Raw genomic sequence first — 19,828 nt, 5'->3', positions numbered from 1 at the left:
TCCCGGATCATAGCTCTGATTCACGTGCATCTGCGTGAGCAGATGCACGTGCACGCGGGGTGGTCCTGCGGTTACTCGTGTGACGTACGCGGTCCTGCATGCGTTCCACCGCTCGCCCCGGGGCATCGGGTCGCATGCTGCCGAATCCCTCGCGTACTCCAAGAGACGCGTTCCGCGGCCTTCTTGTTCCACCGGCGCACGGCGGCACCAGGAGACTTGCGCACGGACGCCAGCCGGGCAGTCCCACCCGACCGGCGTGCGCGGTCCCGGGTCAGCGGTTCCCGTACGGGAGCAGTGCCATCTCGCGGGCGTTCTTGATGGCCGTGGCCAGCCGGCGCTGCTGCTGGACCGTCACCCGGGTGACCCGGCGGCTGCGGATCTTGCCGCGGTCGGAGATGAACTTACGGAGCAGGTCGACGTCCTTGTAGTCGATGTAGGTGATGCCCGCCTGGTCCAGGGGGTTGGGGCGGTTCTTGGCGGGCTTGCGGTCGGGCTTGCGGGGCACGGGGTCAGACCTCCAGGAGGGTGTCGAAGGCGGGCGGGAGTTGTTTCCAGGCGTCGCGGCCGGCGGCGTACTCGGCATCGGTGAGCAGGCAGGACTCAAGGAGCTGCGCGAGGCCGTCGCGGTCGAGGCCGGGCGACGTGAAGACCAGGTGCTGGCAGCGGTCGCCGTGCTCGGGGTGCCAGTCCAGGGCGGCGGCGGCTCGGCGGACCGGCGGGACCATGTCCCAGGCGGCGTCGGGGAGGGAGGCGAGCCAGGGGCCCACGCTCTCCACGCACAGGGCGCCGCCGGCCGCATCCCAGTGCAGCAGGACGTCCGGCTTGTCGGCCAGCCAGAAGCGGCCCCGGCTGCGGGCCGCCGCGCAGGTCAGGTCCTCCAGGGCCGCGTAGAGCCGCTCGGGGTGGAAGGGGCGGCGGTGGTGCCAGACCAGGGTGGAGACGCCGTGCGCGTCCGCCTCGGCGGGGAGCAGGGCGCAGGCCGGGTGCTGGGCCGCGTCCGCCGCCTCGACGTCGAAGCCGGCCAGGGCGGCCCGCGCGAGGGGGGTCGGGGGGCGCCGGCGCGAGGGCGGCACCGTCAGGTCGCCCGGGACGGTCGCGGTGGAGGGCGGTGCGCCCGCCGGGTCGCCGTGGCCGAGCGGGACCTGACGGGCCGTCGGGTGGAGCTGGGCGAGCAGCTCGCGGTCCTCCTCGTCGGCCTCCGGGGAGTCGGTCACGGCGAGGACGGGGGCGTACTCCAGCTGGCGTGCGAACGTGTCCGCGACCGTGCGCTGGTCCGTCGCCGCGGCGGCGAGGCCCCGGTCGGCCAGGTCGTCGCCGTTGCCCAGGTACGGCAGGACCAGTGCCGGATCGACCGCGGTGATCACGCCGGTGACCGTGAGCCCGCCCGCCGTGACCACCTCGGCCATGGCCTTCGGCTCGACCGAGTCCCACAGCTCGACGATCGCCATCCGCACGCCGCCGGTGTCCCGGACGCGGATCAGTTCCGGCACCAGGTCCTCGCGCAGGGCGCAGCAGGCGCAGTCGTTGACGAGGGGCGTCTCGTCGGCGCTGACGAGCCCGCCGGCGTCGCGGATCGTGCGCACGACCGTGCCGGCGGTGGCCGTCGCCAGGTCGTGGTGGAGTACGACGCTGTCGGGGACGTCCGCGAGCAGCTGGTCGACCGTCGCCCTGCGGGCCTCGGCGTGCAGGCCGCCGACGATCACGACGCAGAGCCCTGACTTCACGGCCATGGTGTCAGCCCTGCTTCCCGTACCGGCGCTCGAAGCGCTCGACGCGGCCGGCGGTGTCCAGGACGCGGGCGGTGCCGGTGTAGAAGGGGTGGCTGACGTAGGAGATCTCGACGTCGACGACCGGGTAGGTGTTGCCGTCCTCCCACTCGATCGTCTTGTCCGTGGGTACGGCGGCGAGCGTCGAGCGGGTGAGGAACGCGTGGTCGGCGGCCCGGTCGCGGAAGACCACGGGACCGTAGGCCGGGTGGATGTCCTTGCGCATCGGTGCTTCAGCGCTCCTCTCGGAAGTCGACGTGGCGGCCGACGACCGGGTCGTACTTGCGCAGGGTCATGCGGTCCGGGTCGTTGCGGCGGTTCTTCCGGGTCACATAGGTGTAGCCGGTGCCGGCGGTGGACCGGAGCTTGATGACCGGACGGAGTTCGTTGCGTGCCATGCTGGTACCTTACTGAAAATGAATTCCATTTACAGTCGCGACGGAGGAGAGGTACGTCACCCGTGTCCGCCCACTGCATGCTGACCGGCGCCCGGCCCGGCTTCGGCAACACGATTTCCCACTCCCATCGGCGGACCTCCCGCCGCTTCGACCCCAACATCCAGACCAAGCGCTACTGGCTGCCCGGCGAGGGCCGGTACGTCCGGCTGCGGCTGAGCGCCAAGGGGATCAAGACGGTCGACGTCATCGGTGTCGAGGCCGCCGTCGCCCGTATCCGCGCCCGGGGGGTGAAGGTCTGATGGCCAAGAAGAGCAAGATCGCCAAGGACCGGCAGCGACGGGAGGTCGTCGCCCGGTACGCCGAGCGGCGGGCCGAGCTGAAGGAGATCATCCGGCGGCCCGCCACGACCGAGGCCGAGCGACTGGCCGCCCAGCGGGAACTGCGGCGGCAGCCGCGCGACGCGAGCGCCACGCGCGTACGCAACCGCGACCAGGTGGACGGGCGCCCGCGCGGCTACTTCCGTACCTTCGGGCTGTCCCGGGTGAGCCTGCGGGAGCAGGCGCACGCCGGACATCTGCCGGGGGTGCGCAAGAGCTCCTGGTAGGTCCGGCACAGGGTGGGCGGGGCCGGGTCCCGGCTCCGTCCGGCACAGGGTGGACGGACCCGGGTCCCGGCTCCGACTGCCTGGTAACTTGCTGCGGTCGCTCCGGCCCGGTGGGCCGGCTCGGCCGCATGCCGACCGCTACAGCTTGGGAGCCTCCAGTGACCTCGGTGAACTCCTCGTCCACGCGCAGCTTTCGGAGCCGTCGGCTGCGGGTCGCGGCCGTCGCCGCGTCCTTCGCGGGGGCGCTCGCGCTGACCGCGTGCAGCGGCGACTCCGGCTCCGGCGACGAGCCCGCGCCCAGCGCCTCCACGCCCGGCGCCTCCGCGACCGGCGGTGCCGGCACCGGCGGCGGCAGCGGGAGTCCGGCGCCGGCGGCCGGCGGTCTGGGGGGCAGCTGGCTCGCCACGACCGGCGGCAAGGCCGTGGTGCTCATGGTCAACGGCAAGGAGGCCGGGCTGTTCGCGACCGGCGGGACCGTGTGCAGCGGGACCGCCGGTGAGGAGGACGGGACGCGGACGATCCGCCTCAAGTGCTCCGGCGGCGGCAAGGACCGGACGGTCGGCACGGTCGACTCCGTAGGGAAGACGCAGCTGAAGGTCACCTGGGAGAACGGCCTCGGTCAGGAGACGTTCACCCGGTCGGAGGGCGGCAAGCTCCCGACGGGACTCCCGACGGCCGGTCTGGGATCGTGATGCCGGATCGGTGCACCCCGCCCGGTCACCGGTGCACACCGCCCGTTCGCTGACACCACTTCCGAGGTCCCCATGCGCGCCACGTCCCTCGCCGTCCCCGCCCTCGCCGCGGCCCTCCTGCTGACCGCCTGCGACAGCGACGGGGGCGGTGGGAACGGCGGCGGCAGCCAGGACGCCAAGGCCCGTTCCGCCTGCCAGGTGGGCGAGGTGGCCCTGCAGGTGGGCCCGGCCAACGCCGCCCCCGCCGCCGGGGACACCGGCAACGTGCCCGTCACCCTCACCAACCGCGGCGACTCCGCCTGCACCCTGGACGGGCTGCCCGGCGTGGACCTGCGGGCGGGCGACAGCTCGACCGCCCTCAAGCCCGACGAGGGCGCCGTGCCGAGGAAGACGGCCCTCGCCAAGGGGGCCACCACCTCCTTCACCCTCACCTACGTCCGCGGTGAGGAGGCCGGCGGCAAGAGCCTCGCCGCCGAGACGGCGGTGATCCGCCTGCCCGGGTCCGCCGAGACGCACGACTTCAGGTGGTCGTACGGCGCCGTCGCCCTGAAGAGCGACGGGAAGACCCCGGACGCCTCGGTGAGCGGGTTCCAGCGCAGCGGCGACTGACGCGGCTCAGCTGCCCAGCGGGCGGCGGGGGTCCACCTGGGCCCGGTCGGCCGCCTCGGAACCCTCGACCCAGCCCGCCTCGTCGCTGACGCCGCGCAGGCGGGTCGTGGTCGTCTCGGGGAACATGCGCTCCATGCGGTCGGTCACCGCCACCTCGCGCGAGGCGAGGACCGGGAGCAGGTCCTGCGTCACCGGCGTGCGTGCCGCCGTGGCCAGACGGGTGCCGACGCGGTGGGCGTACGCCGCCAGGAACGACTGCCGGAAGGTCTTGGTCCGCTTCCGGCCGCCCGCGCGCTGGGCGGCCTCCGCCTTGGCCATCGCGGTCTGGGCCTGCACGAGTATCGAGGTGTAGAGCAGCTCGACCGCGTCCAGGTCGCTCTCGAAGCCGACGACGGTGGAGAACCCGAACGGTTCGTTCCACACGGCACGGCAGTGGTTGGCGGTGGCCACCGCGTCCAGCAGGACGGCCTTCGCCTGCTCGTACGGCGGCTCCACACCGATCCGGCAGGCGCCGGGGGCGTCCTTGCGCAGGTGGTCGCGGGCCGCGAGCAGGGCCTCGTCGACGCTGTGCCGGGCCATCAGCTCCTGCGCCTTGGCGCTGAGCGCCTCCGCCTCCTCGGGGAATCCGGTCGCCTCCGCCTTCGCCAGCAGCGCGCGGATGCGGGTGAGCATGCGGGACTCGGGCCCGGCGTGCCCGGCGGGCGACGCCGCGGGGTCGTCCAAGGGCTCCAGCGCGGGCAGGCGCAGCAGGAGGCGGTACAGCTCCAGGACGGCGGTCGCGTGGGAGAAGCGGTCGGCGCGGGGCGGTGCTCCGGTCGGCAGGTCTTCCAGCTGGGCGTTCCAGCGGCGGCCACGGGGGCGGTCGTGCGGCCGCTGTGCGCGGATCAGGGCCGCGAGCAGTCGCACGTGCACGTCGTCCAGGTCCCGGCGCGCTAGCCGTACGACGTCGGCCGGCTGCCAGCCGCGCCGCCAGGCCGCCGCGAGGAACTCCTCGCCGCGCCGGGCGAGTTCGGCGTCCGCCCCGGCATCGGCGGCCAGGAGGGAGGCGCCGGTGTCGAGCGTGGTGTGCTCGGTGTCGTAGAGGGCGGCCTCGAAGGCGCGCTCGACGGTGCTGGGCGTGCTCACCAAGGGATGGTAGTTCCGTCGCGGGAGACGGAGGAGCGCACCCGGCTTCGGCGGTCGTGGAGTGCGGAGCTGCGGGGCTCGAAGCGGGGCGGATCCGACGGGGTCGGCCGGGGCGGGGGCGGGACGAGAGGGTGGGGCCGGAGGGCGGGGCCGGGGGGCGCGGCGGGAGGGCTGGGCCGGGGGACGGCGCCGAAGGGCGCGGCGGGAGGGCGGGGCCGGGGGGGGCCGGAGGGCGCGGGAGGACGGCGCACGGGCGGGCCGGACGGCTCCGAGGGTGCCGGAGGCGGGCGCAACCAGCGTTGCGGCAGGCCACGCGCGTGGGGCCCGCCCGCCGCGCCGCGTGCTGCGGGCGCGGGAGGACGGCGCACGGGCGGAGGCCGGACGGCTCCGGGTGGTGCGGGAGACGGGCGCAACCCGCCTTGCCGCAGGCCACGGTCGCTCCGGGCCGAGCCGCGGTACGAGCCGTAGGCCGACTTCGGCTCGTACCGCGACTCTCGCGACAGCCGCTGCTGCGCCGGGGCGCTCCGGAAGCAATGTCAACCATGAGTTGACACTCTTAGGGCGTCAACCTACGGTTGACACATGTCGACGAACCCGAGCATCACGTCATCCGTACGCCTCGACGAACTCATCGCCGCCATCAAGAAGGTCCACGACGAGCCCCTCGAACAGCTTCAGGACGCGGTGATCGCCGCCGATCACCTCGGCGAGGTGGCCGACCACCTGATCGGCCACTTCGTGGACCAGGCCCGGCGCTCGGGCGCCTCCTGGACCGACATCGGCAGGAGCATGGGGGTCACCCGGCAGGCCGCGCAGAAGCGCTTCGTGCCGAAGGAGTCGGTCGACCTCGACCCGCAGGAGGGCTTCGGCCGCTTCACGCCGCGTGCCCGCAGCGCCGTGATGGCCGCCCACAACGAGGCCATCGCGGCCCGCAACCCCGAGGGCCGCCCCGAGCACCTGGTCCTCGGCCTCCTCGCCGAGCCCGACGCCCTCGCCGCCAAGGCGATCACGGCCCGGGGCCTCCCCCTGGACGCCGTACGCCAGGCGGCCACCGCGGCACTCCCGCCCGCCTCCGACGAGGTCCCCGAACTCATCCCCTACGGCTCCGACGCCAAGAAGGCCCTGGAACTCACCTTCCGCGAAGCCCTGCGCCTCGGCCACAACTACATCGGCACCGAGCACATCCTGCTGGCCCTGCTGGAGTTCGAGAACGGCCAGGGCGTCCTGTCCGGCCTCGGACTCACCAAGGAAGCGGTGGAGGCGTACGTCGTCGAGGCACTCGCCCAGTTCCTCACGGACCGTGAGCAAGCCGGGCAGGAGGCGGCCGGCGAGCCGGGCGAGGCGCAAGGCTGAGGGCGTTGTCAGACCCGGGTGCCACACTCGCGGCATGACCGACCGGTGGGCACTCGCTCCGGCCGAGGAAGGCGGCGTCGAGACCGCCCCCCTCGGCCCGGACGGGCTGCTCGCCGGACCGGTGCGGCAAGAGCCGGATCTGGCGCAGGCCGTGCGGGGGCGGCCGGAGGTGGCGCGGTGGGTGTGGCGGTCCACCGCCGAGGTGGGTCCGCGCCTGCTCGCCGCGGGGGTGCGAGTGGAGCGGTGCTACGACATCGAGGCCGCCGAGACCCTCCTGCTGGGTCACGAGGGGCGGTACGGCGAACCCAGATCGGCCGCCGCGGCCCTCGCCCGGCTGCGCGGCGGCCCCGTGCCGCCCGATCCGCCCCAGCGCTCGGCCGAACCCGGCTCACAGTCCTCGCTCTTCGAGCCGCAGGCGGTCCATGTGCCGCTCGCCGACCTCGTCGAGGTCTACGCCGACCAGCAGCGGCGGCACGACACGACCGCGCATCCGGAGCGCATGCGGCTGCTGACGGCGGCCGAGTCGGCGGGCATGCTGGTCGCCGCCGAGATGAACCGGGCCGGGCTGCCGTGGAGCGCCGAGGTGCACCGCCGGGTGCTGCACGAACTGCTCGGCGAGCGGTATGCGGGCGGCGGGGAGCCGCGCCGGCTGGCCGAGCTGGCGGACGAGGTGTCCGCCGCGTTCGGGCGCCGGGTACGGCCCGATCTGCCGGCCGACGTGATCAAGGCCTTCGCGCAGGCCGGGATCAGGATCAGATCCACCCGCCGCTGGGAGATCGAGTCCCTCGACCATCCGGCCGTGAAGCCACTGGTCGAGTACAAGAAGCTGTACCGGATCTGGGTGGCGCACGGCTGGTCCTGGCTGCAGGACTGGGTGCGCGACGGACGGTTCCGGCCGGAGTTCCTCGCCGGTGGCACGGTCACCGGCCGGTGGGTGACCAACGGCGGGGGCGCGCTGCAGATCCCGAAGGTCATCCGGCGTGCCGTGGTCGCCGACCCCGGCTGGCGGCTCGTCGTGGCCGACGCCGACCAGATGGAGCCGCGGGTGCTCGCCGCGATCTCCCGCGACCCGGGGCTGATGGAGGTGGCCGGCCGGGAGAGCGACCTCTACCAGTCCGTCTCCGACCGCGCCTTCTCCGGCGACCGCGACCAGGCCAAGATCGCCGTGCTCGGTGCCGTCTACGGACAGACCTCCGGCGACGGCCTGAAGAACCTCGCCGCACTCAGACGCCGCTTCCCCAGGGCGGTGGCGTACGTCGACGAGGCGGCGCGGGCCGGGGAGGAGGGCCGGCTCGTGCGGACGTGGCTGGGGCGGACGTGCCCGCCGGCGGCGGGGGCGACGGAAGACGCCGCCGAGGAGGCCGGGATCCCCATGGCGGACACCCCGAGCGAGCCCGCCGAGAGCGGCGGACCACAGGAGTGGGTGCCCGGGTACGCCTCCACCAACGCCCGCGCCCGGGGCCGCTTCGCGCGCAACTTCGTCGTCCAGGGCAGCGCCGCCGACTGGGCCCTGCTGGTGCTCGCCGCGTTGCGGCGCGCCTGCGCGGACATGGCGGCGGAACTGGTCTTCTTCCAGCACGACGAGGTGATCGTGCACTGTCCCGAGGAGGAGGCCGAGGCGGTCGTGACCGCGATCCGCGAGGCCGCCGACCTGGCCGGACGGCTGACGTTCGGGGAGACGCCGGTGCGGTTCCCGTTCACCACGGCGGTGGTGGAGTGCTACGCCGACGCGAAGTGATCAGCCCGGTCCGGTCGCGTCCAGCAGCTGCCTGAGCTCCTCGACGACCGCCCTCTCGTCCGTACCGTCCAGCGCGTCGAGAGCGGTACGCCATGCGGCTTCGGCGTCCCGCGCCCGGCCGGCTTCCCGCAGCAGCAGACCGTGCTGGTGCCGGGCCAGTCCCCCCATGAAGCGGTCGGCACGGCCGTCGGCGCGGGCCAGGAGTTCGGCGCACTCCCGGGTGGCACGCTCGGTCTCCCCCAGCAGGCGCAGCGCGCGGACCAGGCCGAGGCGGGTCTGGGACTCGCCGTGCCAGTCGCCGTGGCCACCGAGGATGCGCAGGCTCTCCTCGAAGTGCGTGGCCGCCGCCACCGGTTCGCCGAGGCTGAGGTGGGCGTAGCCGATGTTGCAGTGGGCGGAGTGCTGCACGATGACGTTGCCGATCTCGTCGCCGATGGCGAGGGAGCGGCGGTGCTGCTCGATGGCGGCCCGGGGGTCGGTGTGCTCGTACAGGTTGCCGAGGTGGCTGTAGGTCACGGCCTCGCCGTACGGGTCGCTCAACTGCCGTGAGTACTCCAGGCTCAGGCGCAGCGCCCGACCCGACTCGGCATACCGGCCGAGCCCTTCGAGCAGCAGGCCCCTGTTGTTGAGGCAGCGGCGCATCCAGGAGACCACGCCGAGCCGCCGCCAGATCGTCAGTGCCCGGTCGTTGAGGTGGAGGGCCTCGGTCTGCCGACCGGTCAGGAAGTGCAGGCCGGCGAGGTCGCCCAGCGCGTACGCCTCGGCCGCCGCGTCCCCGAGCCGCCGCGCGAGTCGGAGCGCGGTCCGGCCGAGCACCTCCATCTCGGCGACGCGGCCGCTGCGTTGGAGGTAGGGGAAGAACAGGCGGATGAGGGTGGCGAGGAGGGCGGCTCTTCGGGTGCCCTCGCTGTCGTCGGGGAGGCCTGCGCCGTTGCCGGCACCTGCGACCGCCATGACGTGCGCGACGCCTGTGACGCCGTCGGCGCGGGCACTGTCGTCGCCGTCGCCGTCCCTGCTGCTGCCGTCGCCGTTCTCGCTGCTGTCGGCATCGCCTCCGCCGCCGTTCTCGCTGTCACCGCCGTTCTCGCTGTCACCGCCGTTCTCGCTGTCACCGTCGTGCTCGCTGCCGTCGGCATCGCCGTACCGCTCCGCCAGGGCGAGGATGTTCTCCAGCTCCGTATCGCCCCAGGCGAAGGCGCGTTCGGCGTCGGGGAAGGGGGGCACCGTGGCGACGGCCGCGGCGTGGTCCGGTGATTGGCCGGCGGTCGGGCGGCGGCGGTCGTCCTGGTCGAGGCCGGGCTCGACGATAGCGGTGAGGGCGCGCTCGGCCACGGCCGCGTACCAGCGCAGGGCGGTGTCGGTGAAGTCACCGTCCCGCGCGGCCAGTTCCCGGGCGAAGTCACGGACGAGGCCGTGGGGTGTGTAGCGGCCGTACGCCGTCTCTTCGAGGAGGGCCACATCGACGAGGCGGTCGAGGGCGGCCTCGGCGCGGCGTTCGTCGGTGCCGGTGAGTCGGGCCAGCAGGGGTGCCCCGTACGCGGGCAGGTCGACGGCGCCGATGCGGCGCAGGGCGAGCGCCGCGTCCCGGTCGGCCTCGCGCTCGGATGCGGCGAGGGCGTCGTGGGCGACGGCGAGGGAGCGGCGGACGCTCAGGTCGTCGTACTCCAGGTGGTGCAACCTGCTCTCGGCGTCGGCCAGTTGCCGGGCGAGTACCTCCGGGGTGAGGGCACTGCGGGCGGCCAGGCGTGCGGCGACGACGCGGAGGGCGAGCGGGAGGCCGCCGGTGAGTCCGACGAGGGGGTGGACGGCGTCGAAGCAGCCACCGGCGGGGGCGGCCACGGGGTCGTCGCCGTGGGCACGGTCACCGCCGCCCCGCCCGGAAGCCGCGCACAGCAGGGCCGCGCTCTCCTCGGCGGTCAGGGGGGTGAGCAGGAAGCGGTGGACGCCGTCCAGGGCCGTGAGCGGGGAGCGGCTGGTGACGATCACCGCGCAGCCGGGGCCGGCCGGGAGCAGCGGCCGTACCTGGGCGGCGTTCGCGGCGTCGTCCAGGACCATGAGCGTGCGGGTCGGCGCGAGCAACGAACGCAGCAACGCGGCCGCCGCGTCCGGGTGTTCGGGGATGGAGCGGGGGTCGGCGCCGAGGTCACGGAGGAGTGCGGTCAGGGCCTGGCCCGGGGTGAGCGGGGGCATGCCGGGGGTGGCCCCGTGCAGGTTGACGTAGAGCTGGCCGTCAGAGAAACGATTCGCCAGCCCGTGTGCGACCTGCAGCGCGAGCGCGCTCTTGCCGACACCGGCCATACCGCTGATCACGGCGACGGTGGGCCGCCGCGCGGAGGCGGGGGCAAGCCGGCGGCGCAGGTCCTGGAGTACGGCGGCACGGCCGGTGAAGTGGGCGGGCGGCGGAGGCAGCTGGGCCGGCCGGGGTGGCCGGGGGACGGGGCCCTGGGGCAGTGCGGCGGGCTCGGCGAGGGGCGGGGTGGCGGGCGCGCCCGGTTCCGTCGGGGGCGGCACCGCCGACATGGCCGTCCCACGGTCAGCGGGGCCGGCCGGAGCGTCCCCCTCCTGGCGGGCTTCTTCCTCGCGGACGGCCTTCTCATCGCGCGTGGCCTCGCCGTCCCCGGCACCGCGGATCAAGACGCCTTCGCGGTCGGCGGTGACGGCGACGGCGTCACGGACCCCGTCGCCCTCCCCGCCGGCCGTACTCTCCGACGCCCCTCGCAACACCTCCACATGCGCTTCCCGCACCCCCGCCCCCGGCTCCACGCCGAGTTCCTCGATCAGGCGGGTGCGCAGATCACGGTGGACGGCCAGGGCCTCCGCGCGGCGGCCGGTTCGGTGCAGGGCGAGCATCAGCTGGCGGTGGAAGGACTCACGCAAGGGGTGCTCGGCGGCCAGCTCCGCCAGTTCCGGCACGAGGGCGTCGAGGCGCGGTCCCCCCACACCGAGCCCGGCGTCATGCAGCCACTCCAGGAGCTGCAGCCGTGCCTCCGCCAGCCGCTGGACGAGCGCGTAACCGCCCACCTCGGCGGGCAGGCCGGACAGGGGCGTACCCCTCCACAGTGCGAGCGCCGCCGTGCACTCGCTCGCCGTGCGCTCCCAGTCCCGGGCCGCGTGCGCGGCACGGGCGGCGACGACACGGCTCACGAAGACGTCGACGTCCAGCTCGCCATCGTCGACGCGCAGCACATAGCCGGGCGGCACCGCCCGCAGCCGCTCGGGGTCGTCGAGCAACCGGCGCAGCCGGGCCACGTGGTTGTGCAGCGAGGCACGCGCGGACGCGGGTGGCGCCCCGCCCCACAGCACGTCCGTGAGCGACTCCACGGAGACGACCCGGCCGCCTTCGAGCAGCAGCGCGGCGAGCAGGGCCCGCACCTTGGGGCTGCTGATGGTCCGGACGGTGCAGTCGGACACGTCGACGTGGTCGGAGACGTCGGCGTGGTCGGACACGTCGGCGTACTCGGACACGTCGGCGTAGTCGGGTCGGGGATTCCGGCCGTCGTGGGAACCGCTACCGGCGGCCCGGACCGGCTCAACGGTCCGCGTCGCCCGGTCCGCACGGTCCATCCGGTCCGTACGGTCCATCCGGTCCGCACGGTCCATCCGGTCCGCACGGTCCGTCCGCTCCGCCCGGTCAATCCGGTCCGTCCGGCCGCCCCCTTCGGAACGGACCTCGTAGAGAACCGGCGGCCCCAGCAGTCCGAACCGCAGCCCGCACCGCTTCACGCCGCCCACTGCCTTCCCACGCGGCGGGCCCACGCCCGCGCCTTAGCTCCCCGGCGGAATGCTCGTACGACTTTGTACGCCCCCCACGACCGGCGGACGAGAACCACCGTACGTGGCGGAGATCCGCCCCTGCCCGACGGTTTCCCGCCACCTTTCTCTGATGCTCGTCGGGCGGAAAACGTTCCCTCCCGGGGACTTCTCCGGTACCGTCCGTCGACTTCGCGCCAACTGAACGCAGCCGAAGCGGAACACCGTTGGCCACATGTTAGCGATCCGTTGGTGTGGCCTGATGTGATCACTGCATCGGATCTGGCCCGACGGTGCGCGCGTAGAACGCGCAGCTCGGGGGAGTGTCGCCGCCGCGGCCGGGTCCGGGGACGCATGTGGGCCCCGGTCGGCGGAGGTGAACGACCGGGGCCCGCGTCCCTCCTTGCGCCCCGGCGGTCAGATGACCGGCGGCCGCCCCAGTCGGCACAGCCGCCACACCGTGCGCCAGCGCATGGGCCGCCGCTCACCGGCCGGCTCCCGCAGGCCCTCCAGGAAGCCCCCGAACCAGGCGCGCAGACCCGCGGGCGACGAGCGATTGCGTACGACGGTCAGGAGCACCCACACCCCGAGATGCACGGGGATCAGCGCGAGCGGCAGTCGGCGGCGGGTCAGCCAGACCCGGTTGCGGGCGTTCACGCGGTAGTAGATGGCGTGCCGGGCGGGCGATGTCCTCGGGTGCTGGAGCAGCAGTTGGGGAGCGTAGAGGATCCGCCAACCCGCGTCGGCGGCCCGCCAGGCGAGGTCCGTCTCCTCGTGGGCGAAGAAGAACTCGCCGGGCCAGTCCCCGGTCTCGGCCAGCATCGACATCCGCAGCGCGTGGCCGCCGCCGAGGAAGCCGGTGACGTACCCGCCCCGCAGCGGATCGGAGCCGCCGATCCTCGGCACGTGCCGCTGCTGTGTCTCGCCGTGCTCGTCGGCGATGCGGAAGCCGACGATGCCGAGCCGGTCGTCGGCGGCGTACAGATCACGGACCCGGCGCAGTACGTCGACGTCGACGAGGAGCCCGTCGTCGTCCAGCTCGACCACGACGTCGACGTCCCCGAACTCCCGCAGTCGGGCGAGGGCGGCGTTGCGTCCACCCGGGCAGCCCAGGTTCTCGTCCAGCTCGATCGGGGTGACCTCGCCGGGCAGCCCCAGCCGTTCGGCGAACTCGGGCAGCGGGCAGCCGTTGCCGACGACGACGATCCGGACCGGGGCGAGGTCCTGCGCGGCAACGGACCGAAGCAGCGCGTCGACGTCGTCGGGGCGGTTGCCCATCGTCACCACGGCGACGGCGATCCTCGGTTCCGCCATGCCCGTCCCTCACTTCGTCCCGGCTGCAACTACCGGCGGATGCTAGCCGTTCACGATGAGGACGTCTCCAGTACGCCGAACCGCAGGGCGAGTCGGCCGTCACGGGCGGTGGTTCGCACGGTTCACTCGGCACCGTGCGAGCGTCCCGGGCGGCGGTTCGCACCGTTCACTCGGCACCGTGCGAACCTCCGGCCCGATCGGTCCTCCCCCGACGCCGCGACCCTGACGGCGGGTTCAGACCCGCAACGGGTTGTGGCGGACCGCCGCCATCACGTACCAGGCGGTCGCCCCCAGATGCCGGTACGGGTAGTAGCCGAACCCGAATCCGGTGTCGAGCGGGCTGCTGGCCGACACGACGCCGGACCGCTCGGGCAGCGCCCGTCCGCCGACGGTCTGGCCGGTACCGAGCAGGTCCTGAGCCCGCTCGAGGGAGTCCATCAGCCGCCGTGCCCGCCCCTCGTCGCCCGGCCGGTTCCGCTCCCGCAGACAGAGCGCGAGATGAGCGGTCCCCTCGAACCAGACGCCGTTGCGGTCGGGCCGGGGCTGGCCCTCGGCGATCGGGGCGTCCTCGTTCGCCAGGAGACTGGCGGAGCTGAAGGTGACCCCCTCGTACGACTGTCCCTCCGGCACCGTGCTGTTGCGCCGGCCGGCGTGGTCGAGGACGGCCAGCTCGCGCGCGGCCCAGTCCAGCGACCGGGCGTGGGCGCCGGAGTCGAGGGCGAGGTACGTCCAGGTCTGGGTGTCCTCGGGAATCGGCGAGGTGTTGACGGTGACCCCGTCGTTGGTGCCGGTGTGGAAGAAGCCGCCGTCCGCGTTCCACATCTTCGCCAGGAACGCCCGGGCCCGGGCCCGCCGCTCCAACCACACCCGGTCCCCGGTGAGCCGGGCCAGCCGCCCGAAGAGACAGACGAGGTCGGTGTTGTGCTCGGTGGAGGTGAAGGGCAGCTTCGCGCCGGCCCCGTCGACGCCGAACTTGTACCCGCCGAGAGGCTCGTCGGTACGGCCGTTCCGCTCGATCCACTCCCCGATCCGCACGGCGCCTGCGAGGAACCGCCCCTTGCCCGTCCGCCGCGCGAGCGCGCTGAGCGCGATCCCGGCCCAGGCCATGTCCCCGACGGCCGTCCCCGTGAACCCGAACTGCGTCCCCACGTTGGCCGTGCCGTCCGCCCGCACGAACCCGTCGGGCTGCCGGGAGCCGTCGTAGAAGGTGTACGGCCCCACGTTGTACGCCTGCCGCAGCCGGCCGTCGTCGTGGACCGGGTCGTGCCGCTGGGCGTACAGCAGGGCGTCCCCCAGTGCGACGGCACGGGACCGTCCGTCGGTGGTGCGGGTGGCGAGGAGGGCGAGGATCGCCAGGGCGTTGTCGTAGGTGAAGGCGGTGCTGAACAGGCCGGCCTGGTCGGCGTAGCTCTGGGCGAGGCGGATGGGGCCGTGGTCGGGGTAGGCGTCCATCGCGGCGGCGAGGAAGACCTGGCCGCGGCGCGGGGCGGAGGGCCCGCCGGAGTATGTACGCGTCCCGGCCAGTGCGGTGCCCGTGCCTGCCCCGGTGAGCAGGGCGGCGCCGAGGCCGGCACCGATGAGGGTGCGACGGCTGAGCGCCGCGCTCTGTCTGTCCGTCCTGCGGGTCATGCCGTTCATGGGTCTCCCTCGCCGGGTTTTGAGAGCGCTCTCAATTCGCGCTCATTGTGCTGGTGCGCATGGAGTGGGTCAACGGCCACGACTGGATGGGTATTGCGGTGGGACTGCGGTCGGGGGCGGTCGGGGGATGGAGACGGTGGCGGTGCCAGGGGGCACAACGGCGTATGAGCGCGATGGCGGCTCGGACGGAGAGCCCGCCGACCGGGAGATCACCGGCGCACGGATCAGGCGGTGCATGATGGCCCGATGGCCCGATGGCCCGATGGCCCGATGGCCCGATGGCCCGATGGCCCGATGGCCCGATGGCCCGATGACCTGATGGCCCGATGACCTGATGGCCTGATGGCCTGATGGCCCCTCAGCGTCGACGTCCCAGGAGGACCATGCGCACCCGCATCACCGTCGCCGTTCTTGCCGCCGCCTCAGCCGTCGCTCTCGCCGGCTGCAACAGCGAGGACGCGACGACCGCCGACAAGCCGTCGGCACAGACCACGTCCCACGCGCCCGGCACCTCCGGCGCCCCGGACACCGGTGCCCGCACACCTGGCACCGGCTACGCCTCTGCCGTCACCGGCATCCCGCCCGAGCCCACCGGTGCCGCCCGCGCCGGATTGCTCCGCGCCCTCGCCGCGGCCAACCAGGACATCGTCAAGCACGAGGACGAGGCCGTCGACGCCGCGCGCAACCAGTGCTCGGCGATCAACGGCGGCGGCCGCAAACTCGACCGGTCGGCCGCGCAGCGCTTCACGTACGAGGACGTCACCACCACCGAGGCGCAGGGCAAGCAGATCAACGAGGCGCTGAAGGGCCTGGGGTTCTGCGAGGGCTGACCGTACGGACGACCGGCGCACCGAGCCGGCTCAGCGACGCCCGGCAGCGGGCCGGCTCGGTCGCGGTGTCCGCGCTCGGCTGCCCGCTCAGCGGTCGACGACGGCGAGGTGGTACGTCGTGTCCACCCAGAACCCGCCGGTGGTGCGCGCCTTGATCTCGATCACGTAGTGGCCGGCGGGCAACGGATCCAGCGCACACCACAGCCCCCAGGCGATACGCCGCCGCTGGGCCGCCCGGAAGGGCTTCGACGTGAACTCCCGCATCGGCAGCGGAACTCCGTTGAGGAACACCTCGGCCTGCGCGACCGCCATCACCATCGGCTCGCGGGAGGACAGCGTCTGCGACCGCTGCGTGTTGAACACCGGGAAGAAGACCGGCCGCCCCGAGGGCATCGAGCAGCGCCGCACCACGCGACCGCCGTAGGTGCCGGCCAGGAACCACACGTCGTCGGGCTGGCGCCAGTTCGCGAACTCCCCGGTCCGGTCCCTGACGGGGCTGCGGTCCTCGGGCGCGGACAGCGCCCACTGCCACCAGCGGGCAGCGAGTTCACCGCCACGTTCGGGCCCCAGCTCCGTGAAGTCCTCTCCGACCGGCACGAACTCGCTCACGAATCCCCCACCCCTTCACTCGTCCACTCGTCCACGCGCCACGCGCCCCTGGCCACTCGCCCCTCGCCACGCGCCACTCGTCACTCGCCACTCGCCACTCGCCACTCGCCACTCGCCACTCGCCACGACATGTGATCCCCGTGATCACCCGACGCCGTGCCGGGGTGCCTTCGTTCGAACCGGCCCCGGATCAGGGCGCCCCGCCCGAGCGCGCGTTGCGTGCCCCGTTGCGTGCCGCGTTGATGCGGCGCACCGCGGCGAACAGGGGCAGCACTGCCGCAAGGGTGACCTGGAGCGTGCAGCCGGTCACCAGAAGGGTCTCGGACCCGGGGACATCGCCGGCCCAGGCGACCAGGCAGCCGATGTTGACCGCCGCCCACCCGACCGTGGCAGCCGCCATCACGCCCGTGGGCTTGGGGTACTCCACCCGGCTCACCATGAGCCAGGCGACGCCGAGGACCGCGCCCAGCGTGACCACGAAGGGCAGTTCGAGCAGGACGACAGAGACGACGGTGAGCGCGGCGAACGGGATCGGCATCCCCTGGAACATGCCGTCCTGCATCGTGGTGACGGAGAAACGCGCCAGGCGCAGCACGCCGCCCAGCAGCACGGCGACGGCTGCCACGACGACGAGCCCCAACTGGGCGTCGTGGCTCACCAGCCCCCACACCAGCACGAAGTACGCGGGTGCGAGACCGAAGCTCACGAGGTCCGAGAGGTTGTCGAGTTCGGCCCCCATCCCGGAGCTGCGGAACCTCCGCGCCACCAGCCCGTCGCACAGGTCGAAGAGCGAGGCCGCCAGGATCAGCATCACGGCGGCGGCCGCCCCCTGCCTCACCGAGCCGTCGCCACGGCCCTCGGTGAGGTAGGGGACCAGGACGGCGGTCGTGATGAAGTAGACGGAGGAGAAACCGCAGACCGCGTTGCCGAGCGTCAGCACATCAGCGACCGACAGTCTCGACGGAGGCGGTTGGCGGACTGTCTCCACGGCGGGCTCTTCAGCCCGCGACGCTGACGTCTCGGGTTCGGTGAGGGGCAAGGCTTCTCTCCTACGCACGATCTGCGGCGGTCACCAGTGGCGAGCATCATCGCAGCGGGGCGATCGCGGCGGCAGCCGGGGCCCACCTCGATCAGCACGAGCTCCGACCGGCGCAAGCTCTCCGCCGACCGGTACGCGTCTGCTGCGGACGTCTCCCACACGCCCGAGGCGTTACGCCCCACGCTCCCCGGCAACACAGAAGGTACTCACGTGGATGACGTCGTCCATGCGCTCCACCGGGTCACGGTCCGCTTCGGAGGTCGAGGCCACGATCACGGAGATCCTGCGGCACACCCAGATCAGCCGGACCCGCCGGTCTGTGAAGGGCCGATCTCACCTGTCGAAGGACGCCATGCGGCGCATGGGTGAGCTCCCCGTACCCGCGCCCTCGACCCCGATTCCCGGCCCGACTGAGACCAGAACTGAGACCGCCGATACCCGTGCGGCGCGCGCCCGGCGTCGTCGCCGCGTCCGCTGAACGACAAAACCCCAGGCCGGAGCTAAACCGGCCTGGGGTTCGAGTGGAGCCGCCTTCGGGATTCGAACCCGAGACCTACGCATTACGAGTGCGTTGCTCTGGCCATCTGAGCTAAGGCGGCGCGCCGTCCGCACTATGGTGCGATCGGCAACGTCGGTAAGTCTACACAGTTTCCGAGGCGCTCCGTACCAACCCCCTCCCGGGCCGCGATCAACGCGATGAGCAGCGCTTTCCGTCCGTCGGCGGGGTCCCGCGGAGGAGATACGCGTTGATCGTGTCGTCCACGCACGCACTGCCCCGCCCGTAGGCCGTGTGGCCGTCACCCTCGTAGGTGAGCAGGCGGGCCGAGGAGAGCTGGTGGGTCAGGGCGCGAGCCCAGCGGTACGGGGTCGCCGGGTCGCGAGTGGTGCCGACCACGACGATCGGGGACGCGCCCTTCGCCACGATGCGGCGCGGCTCACCGGTCGGGGCCACCGGCCAGTACGCGCAGTTCAGGGTGGCCCAGGCCAGGCCCTCGCCGAACACCGGCGACGCCTTCTCGAAGGCGGGCAGCGCCTCGCGGACGTCGTCCGGGGTGGCGAAGGCGGCCGGTAGGTCGAGGCAGTTCACGGCCGCGTTGGCGAACATCAGATTCGCGTAGCTGCCGTCGGCGTCGCGCTCGTAGTAGCTGTCGGAGAGGGCGAGCAGGCCCGCGCCGTCGTTCTCCCGCATCGCCTCGGACAGGGCGTCGCGCAGCTGCGCCCAGGCCCCCTCGTCGTACATCGCGGCGATCACGCCCGTGGTGGCGAGGGACTCGCTGAGCTTGCGGCCGTCCGCGTCACCGGTCGGGACGGGCCGTGCGTCGAGCTCGCGGAAGAACGCCTTCAGGTTCTTTCCGACGTCCGCGGCCTTCGTGCCCAGCGGGCAGTCCGGCTGCCGCACGCAGTCGCGCGCGAACGCCCGGAACGCCGTCTCAAAGCCCGCCGTCTGGTCCAGGTTCATCCTGCGGGCGGGCAGGGAGGGGTCCATCGCCCCGTCCAGGACCAGCCGGCCCACCCGGTCCGGGAACAGTCCGGCGTACGTCGCTCCGAGGAACGTTCCGTACGACGCCCCCACGTACGTCAGCCTCTCGTCCCCGAGCGCCGCCCGCGCGATGTCCATGTCCCGGGCCGCCTCGGCGGTGGAGACATGGCGGAGCAGGCCGGGCGCGTCCGCTCCGCAGCCTTCCGCGAACCTCTTGAACGCGGCGACGAGCCGGTCGGTCTCCTTCTCGTCATCGGGCGTGAAGTCCGTCTGCGTGTACCGGTCCATCGCGCGTCCGTCGAGGCATTCGACGGGTTCGCTGCGGGCGACTCCGCGCGGGTCCACGGCCACCATGTCGTAGCGCGCACGTACATCGGCCGGATAGCCGATACCCGCGTACTGCTGGAGGTAGCCGATCGCCGAGCCTCCGGGACCGCCCGGGTTCAGGAGCAGTGAGCCGAGCCGCTCGCCCGGGCCCGTCGCCTTCTTGCGGGCCAGGGCGAGCTTGATGCTCCCGGCCTCCGGCTTCGCGTAGTCCAGGGGCGCCCGCATGGTGGCGCACTGGAAGCCGGGCGCACCGCAGCCCCGCCACCTCAGCTTCTGGGCGTAGTACGGCGCGAGCGCGGCCGGCGTGGCCCGCGGCAACGCGGCCAACGCCGCCCCGGCCGCCGGGTTCCCCGGCTTCGTCGACCTGGTCGGCTCACCCGAGGTGCAGGCGGAGACGAGCAGCGCGGCGACGGCCAGGAAGGTGCCGACAGCGCCGGCTCGGCGAGGGGTCGAGCCGCGGGGGCGTGAGCCCCGAGCGCGTGGGCTCGGGTCGGGGCTGGGTGCGGAACTGCGCCTGGTGTGCATCAGGCGAGCGTAACTCTGCGCAGTGGATTGA

18 protein-coding genes, 1 tRNA gene and 1 pseudogene are annotated in these 19,828 nt (G+C 73.4%); 8 read left to right on the top strand and 12 right to left on the bottom strand.

Translation table 11 applies throughout. The annotated features are described in order from the left end of the window. Positions 1–271: 271 nt before the first annotated feature. The 4 genes from rpsR to rpmG are packed head-to-tail and all read right to left on the bottom strand — an operon-like array spanning position 272 to position 2,164. Complete coding sequence (gene rpsR, locus ACFYNL_RS18880) at positions 272–505, bottom strand: 30S ribosomal protein S18 (RefSeq protein WP_388804346.1); 234 nt, start codon at positions 503–505, stop codon at positions 272–274. Between the two features lie 4 nt (positions 506–509). Then, on the bottom strand, positions 510–1,730 hold the full coding sequence (locus ACFYNL_RS18875) for a CobW family GTP-binding protein (RefSeq protein WP_388804344.1): 1,221 nt from the start codon (positions 1,728–1,730) through the stop codon (positions 510–512). 4 nt (positions 1,731–1,734) lie between these two features. Further along, positions 1,735–1,992, bottom strand: a complete 258-nt coding sequence (locus ACFYNL_RS18870) for a type B 50S ribosomal protein L31 (RefSeq protein ID WP_388804341.1) — start codon at positions 1,990–1,992, stop codon at positions 1,735–1,737. 7 nt (positions 1,993–1,999) lie between these two features. Then, positions 2,000–2,164, bottom strand: coding sequence for a 50S ribosomal protein L33 (rpmG, locus tag ACFYNL_RS18865; protein ID WP_003999141.1), 165 nt, complete (start codon positions 2,162–2,164; stop codon positions 2,000–2,002). Positions 2,165–2,226: 62 nt separating this feature from the next. On the opposite strand from rpmG, the gene rpmB reads away from it, so the two are divergent. The 4 genes from rpmB (at position 2,227) to ACFYNL_RS18845 (ending at position 4,069) form a co-directional block, all read left to right on the top strand. Beyond that, positions 2,227–2,463, top strand: a complete 237-nt coding sequence (gene rpmB / locus ACFYNL_RS18860) for a 50S ribosomal protein L28 (protein WP_019753827.1) — start codon at positions 2,227–2,229, stop codon at positions 2,461–2,463. Next, positions 2,463–2,768, top strand: coding sequence for a 30S ribosomal protein S14 (gene rpsN, locus ACFYNL_RS18855; protein WP_388804337.1), 306 nt, complete (start codon positions 2,463–2,465; stop codon positions 2,766–2,768). Before rpmB ends, rpsN begins: the two co-directional genes overlap by 1 nt. A 158-nt stretch (positions 2,769–2,926) precedes the next feature. After that, complete coding sequence (locus ACFYNL_RS18850) at positions 2,927–3,460, top strand: hypothetical protein (RefSeq protein ID WP_388804334.1); 534 nt, start codon at positions 2,927–2,929, stop codon at positions 3,458–3,460. Between the two features lie 72 nt (positions 3,461–3,532). Then, entirely contained in the window at positions 3,533–4,069 is a 537-nt protein-coding gene (locus tag ACFYNL_RS18845; RefSeq protein ID WP_388804331.1) for a DUF4232 domain-containing protein, read from the top strand. 6 nt (positions 4,070–4,075) lie between these two features. Here ACFYNL_RS18845 and ACFYNL_RS18840 read toward each other — a convergent pair whose 3' ends face one another. Further along, positions 4,076–5,194 carry a DUF2786 domain-containing protein gene (locus tag ACFYNL_RS18840; RefSeq protein WP_388804328.1) on the bottom strand — a complete coding sequence of 373 codons (1,119 nt, stop codon included), beginning with the start codon at positions 5,192–5,194 and terminating at the stop codon, positions 4,076–4,078. A 582-nt stretch (positions 5,195–5,776) separates the two neighbouring features. On the opposite strand from ACFYNL_RS18840, the gene ACFYNL_RS18835 reads away from it, so the two are divergent. Together ACFYNL_RS18835 and ACFYNL_RS18830 are read left to right on the top strand one after the other, a co-directional pair. Further along, positions 5,777–6,547 (top strand): Clp protease N-terminal domain-containing protein, encoded by a 771-nt coding sequence (locus ACFYNL_RS18835; RefSeq protein ID WP_388804325.1) that lies wholly within the window; start codon positions 5,777–5,779, stop codon positions 6,545–6,547. A gap of 34 nt (positions 6,548–6,581) precedes the next feature. Then, the gene (locus ACFYNL_RS18830; RefSeq protein WP_388804322.1) at positions 6,582–8,285 is read left to right on the top strand and encodes a bifunctional 3'-5' exonuclease/DNA polymerase; all 1,704 of its coding nucleotides are present in this window, start codon (positions 6,582–6,584) and stop codon (positions 8,283–8,285) included. On the opposite strand, the gene ACFYNL_RS18825 is transcribed toward ACFYNL_RS18830, so the two are convergent. From ACFYNL_RS18825 to ACFYNL_RS18815, 3 genes are all read right to left on the bottom strand, one after another. Further along, positions 8,286–11,885 carry a BTAD domain-containing putative transcriptional regulator gene (locus tag ACFYNL_RS18825; protein ID WP_388804319.1) on the bottom strand — a complete coding sequence of 1,200 codons (3,600 nt, stop codon included), beginning with the start codon at positions 11,883–11,885 and terminating at the stop codon, positions 8,286–8,288. Between the two features lie 567 nt (positions 11,886–12,452). Then, the gene (locus ACFYNL_RS18820) at positions 12,453–13,349 is read right to left on the bottom strand and encodes a glycosyltransferase family 2 protein (protein WP_388804316.1); all 897 of its coding nucleotides are present in this window, start codon (positions 13,347–13,349) and stop codon (positions 12,453–12,455) included. 234 nt (positions 13,350–13,583) lie between these two features. Next, positions 13,584–14,987, bottom strand: a complete 1,404-nt coding sequence (locus tag ACFYNL_RS18815; RefSeq protein WP_388804314.1) for a Tat pathway signal sequence domain protein — start codon at positions 14,985–14,987, stop codon at positions 13,584–13,586. Between the two features lie 383 nt (positions 14,988–15,370). On the opposite strand from ACFYNL_RS18815, the gene ACFYNL_RS18810 reads away from it, so the two are divergent. After that, on the top strand, positions 15,371–15,817 hold the full coding sequence (locus tag ACFYNL_RS18810; protein WP_388804311.1) for a hypothetical protein: 447 nt from the start codon (positions 15,371–15,373) through the stop codon (positions 15,815–15,817). Positions 15,818–15,904: 87 nt separating this feature from the next. Here the strand turns inward: ACFYNL_RS18810 and ACFYNL_RS18805 are convergent, their stop codons facing one another. Both ACFYNL_RS18805 and pssA read right to left on the bottom strand, forming a co-directional pair. Next, positions 15,905–16,426, bottom strand: a complete 522-nt coding sequence (locus tag ACFYNL_RS18805) for a hypothetical protein (protein WP_388804308.1) — start codon at positions 16,424–16,426, stop codon at positions 15,905–15,907. Between the two features lie 190 nt (positions 16,427–16,616). Continuing rightward, positions 16,617–17,414 (bottom strand): CDP-diacylglycerol--serine O-phosphatidyltransferase, encoded by a 798-nt coding sequence (gene pssA, locus ACFYNL_RS18800; RefSeq protein ID WP_388804305.1) that lies wholly within the window; start codon positions 17,412–17,414, stop codon positions 16,617–16,619. 319 nt (positions 17,415–17,733) lie between these two features. Between pssA and ACFYNL_RS18795 the strand changes: the two are divergent. Next, positions 17,734–17,943, top strand: a pseudogene (locus ACFYNL_RS18795) (integrase); the annotation flags it as partial. Positions 17,944–17,987: 44 nt separating this feature from the next. Here the strand turns inward: ACFYNL_RS18795 and ACFYNL_RS18790 are convergent. Together ACFYNL_RS18790 and ACFYNL_RS18785 are read right to left on the bottom strand one after the other, a co-directional pair. Further along, positions 17,988–18,064: transfer RNA gene (locus ACFYNL_RS18790), tRNA-Thr, on the bottom strand. An 89-nt stretch (positions 18,065–18,153) separates the two neighbouring features. Next, positions 18,154–19,797 (bottom strand): alpha/beta hydrolase, encoded by a 1,644-nt coding sequence (locus tag ACFYNL_RS18785; RefSeq protein WP_388804302.1) that lies wholly within the window; start codon positions 19,795–19,797, stop codon positions 18,154–18,156. Between the last annotated feature and the right edge of the window lie 31 nt (positions 19,798–19,828).

Source organism: Streptomyces sp. NPDC007808, assembly GCF_042868655.1.
Lineage (GTDB): Bacteria > Actinomycetota > Actinomycetes > Streptomycetales > Streptomycetaceae > Streptomyces.
The sequence above is the reverse complement of the archived record's forward strand: the minus strand, read 5'-3'. Positions and strand labels throughout refer to the sequence as shown.

What these genes read in the sequence shown, in the direction of transcription:
- ACFYNL_RS18875 (WP_388804344.1), bottom strand. Translation starts at nt 1,730, where the DNA reads ATGGCCGTGAAGTCAGGGCTCTGCGTCGTGATCGTCGGCGGCCTGCAC.
- ACFYNL_RS18870 (WP_388804341.1), bottom strand. Translation starts at nt 1,992, where the DNA reads ATGCGCAAGGACATCCACCCGGCCTACGGTCCCGTGGTCTTCCGCGAC.
- rpmG (WP_003999141.1), bottom strand. Translation starts at nt 2,164, where the DNA reads ATGGCACGCAACGAACTCCGTCCGGTCATCAAGCTCCGGTCCACCGCC.
- rpsN (WP_388804337.1), top strand. Translation starts at nt 2,463, where the DNA reads ATGGCCAAGAAGAGCAAGATCGCCAAGGACCGGCAGCGACGGGAGGTC.
- ACFYNL_RS18845 (WP_388804331.1), top strand. Translation starts at nt 3,533, where the DNA reads ATGCGCGCCACGTCCCTCGCCGTCCCCGCCCTCGCCGCGGCCCTCCTG.
- ACFYNL_RS18835 (WP_388804325.1), top strand. Translation starts at nt 5,777, where the DNA reads ATGTCGACGAACCCGAGCATCACGTCATCCGTACGCCTCGACGAACTC.
- ACFYNL_RS18830 (WP_388804322.1), top strand. Translation starts at nt 6,582, where the DNA reads ATGACCGACCGGTGGGCACTCGCTCCGGCCGAGGAAGGCGGCGTCGAG.
- ACFYNL_RS18825 (WP_388804319.1), bottom strand. Translation starts at nt 11,885, where the DNA reads ATGGACCGTGCGGACCGGATGGACCGTACGGACCGGATGGACCGTGCG.
- ACFYNL_RS18820 (WP_388804316.1), bottom strand. Translation starts at nt 13,349, where the DNA reads ATGGCGGAACCGAGGATCGCCGTCGCCGTGGTGACGATGGGCAACCGC.
- ACFYNL_RS18815 (WP_388804314.1), bottom strand. Translation starts at nt 14,987, where the DNA reads ATGAACGGCATGACCCGCAGGACGGACAGACAGAGCGCGGCGCTCAGC.
- ACFYNL_RS18810 (WP_388804311.1), top strand. Translation starts at nt 15,371, where the DNA reads ATGCGCACCCGCATCACCGTCGCCGTTCTTGCCGCCGCCTCAGCCGTC.
- ACFYNL_RS18785 (WP_388804302.1), bottom strand. Translation starts at nt 19,797, where the DNA reads ATGCACACCAGGCGCAGTTCCGCACCCAGCCCCGACCCGAGCCCACGC.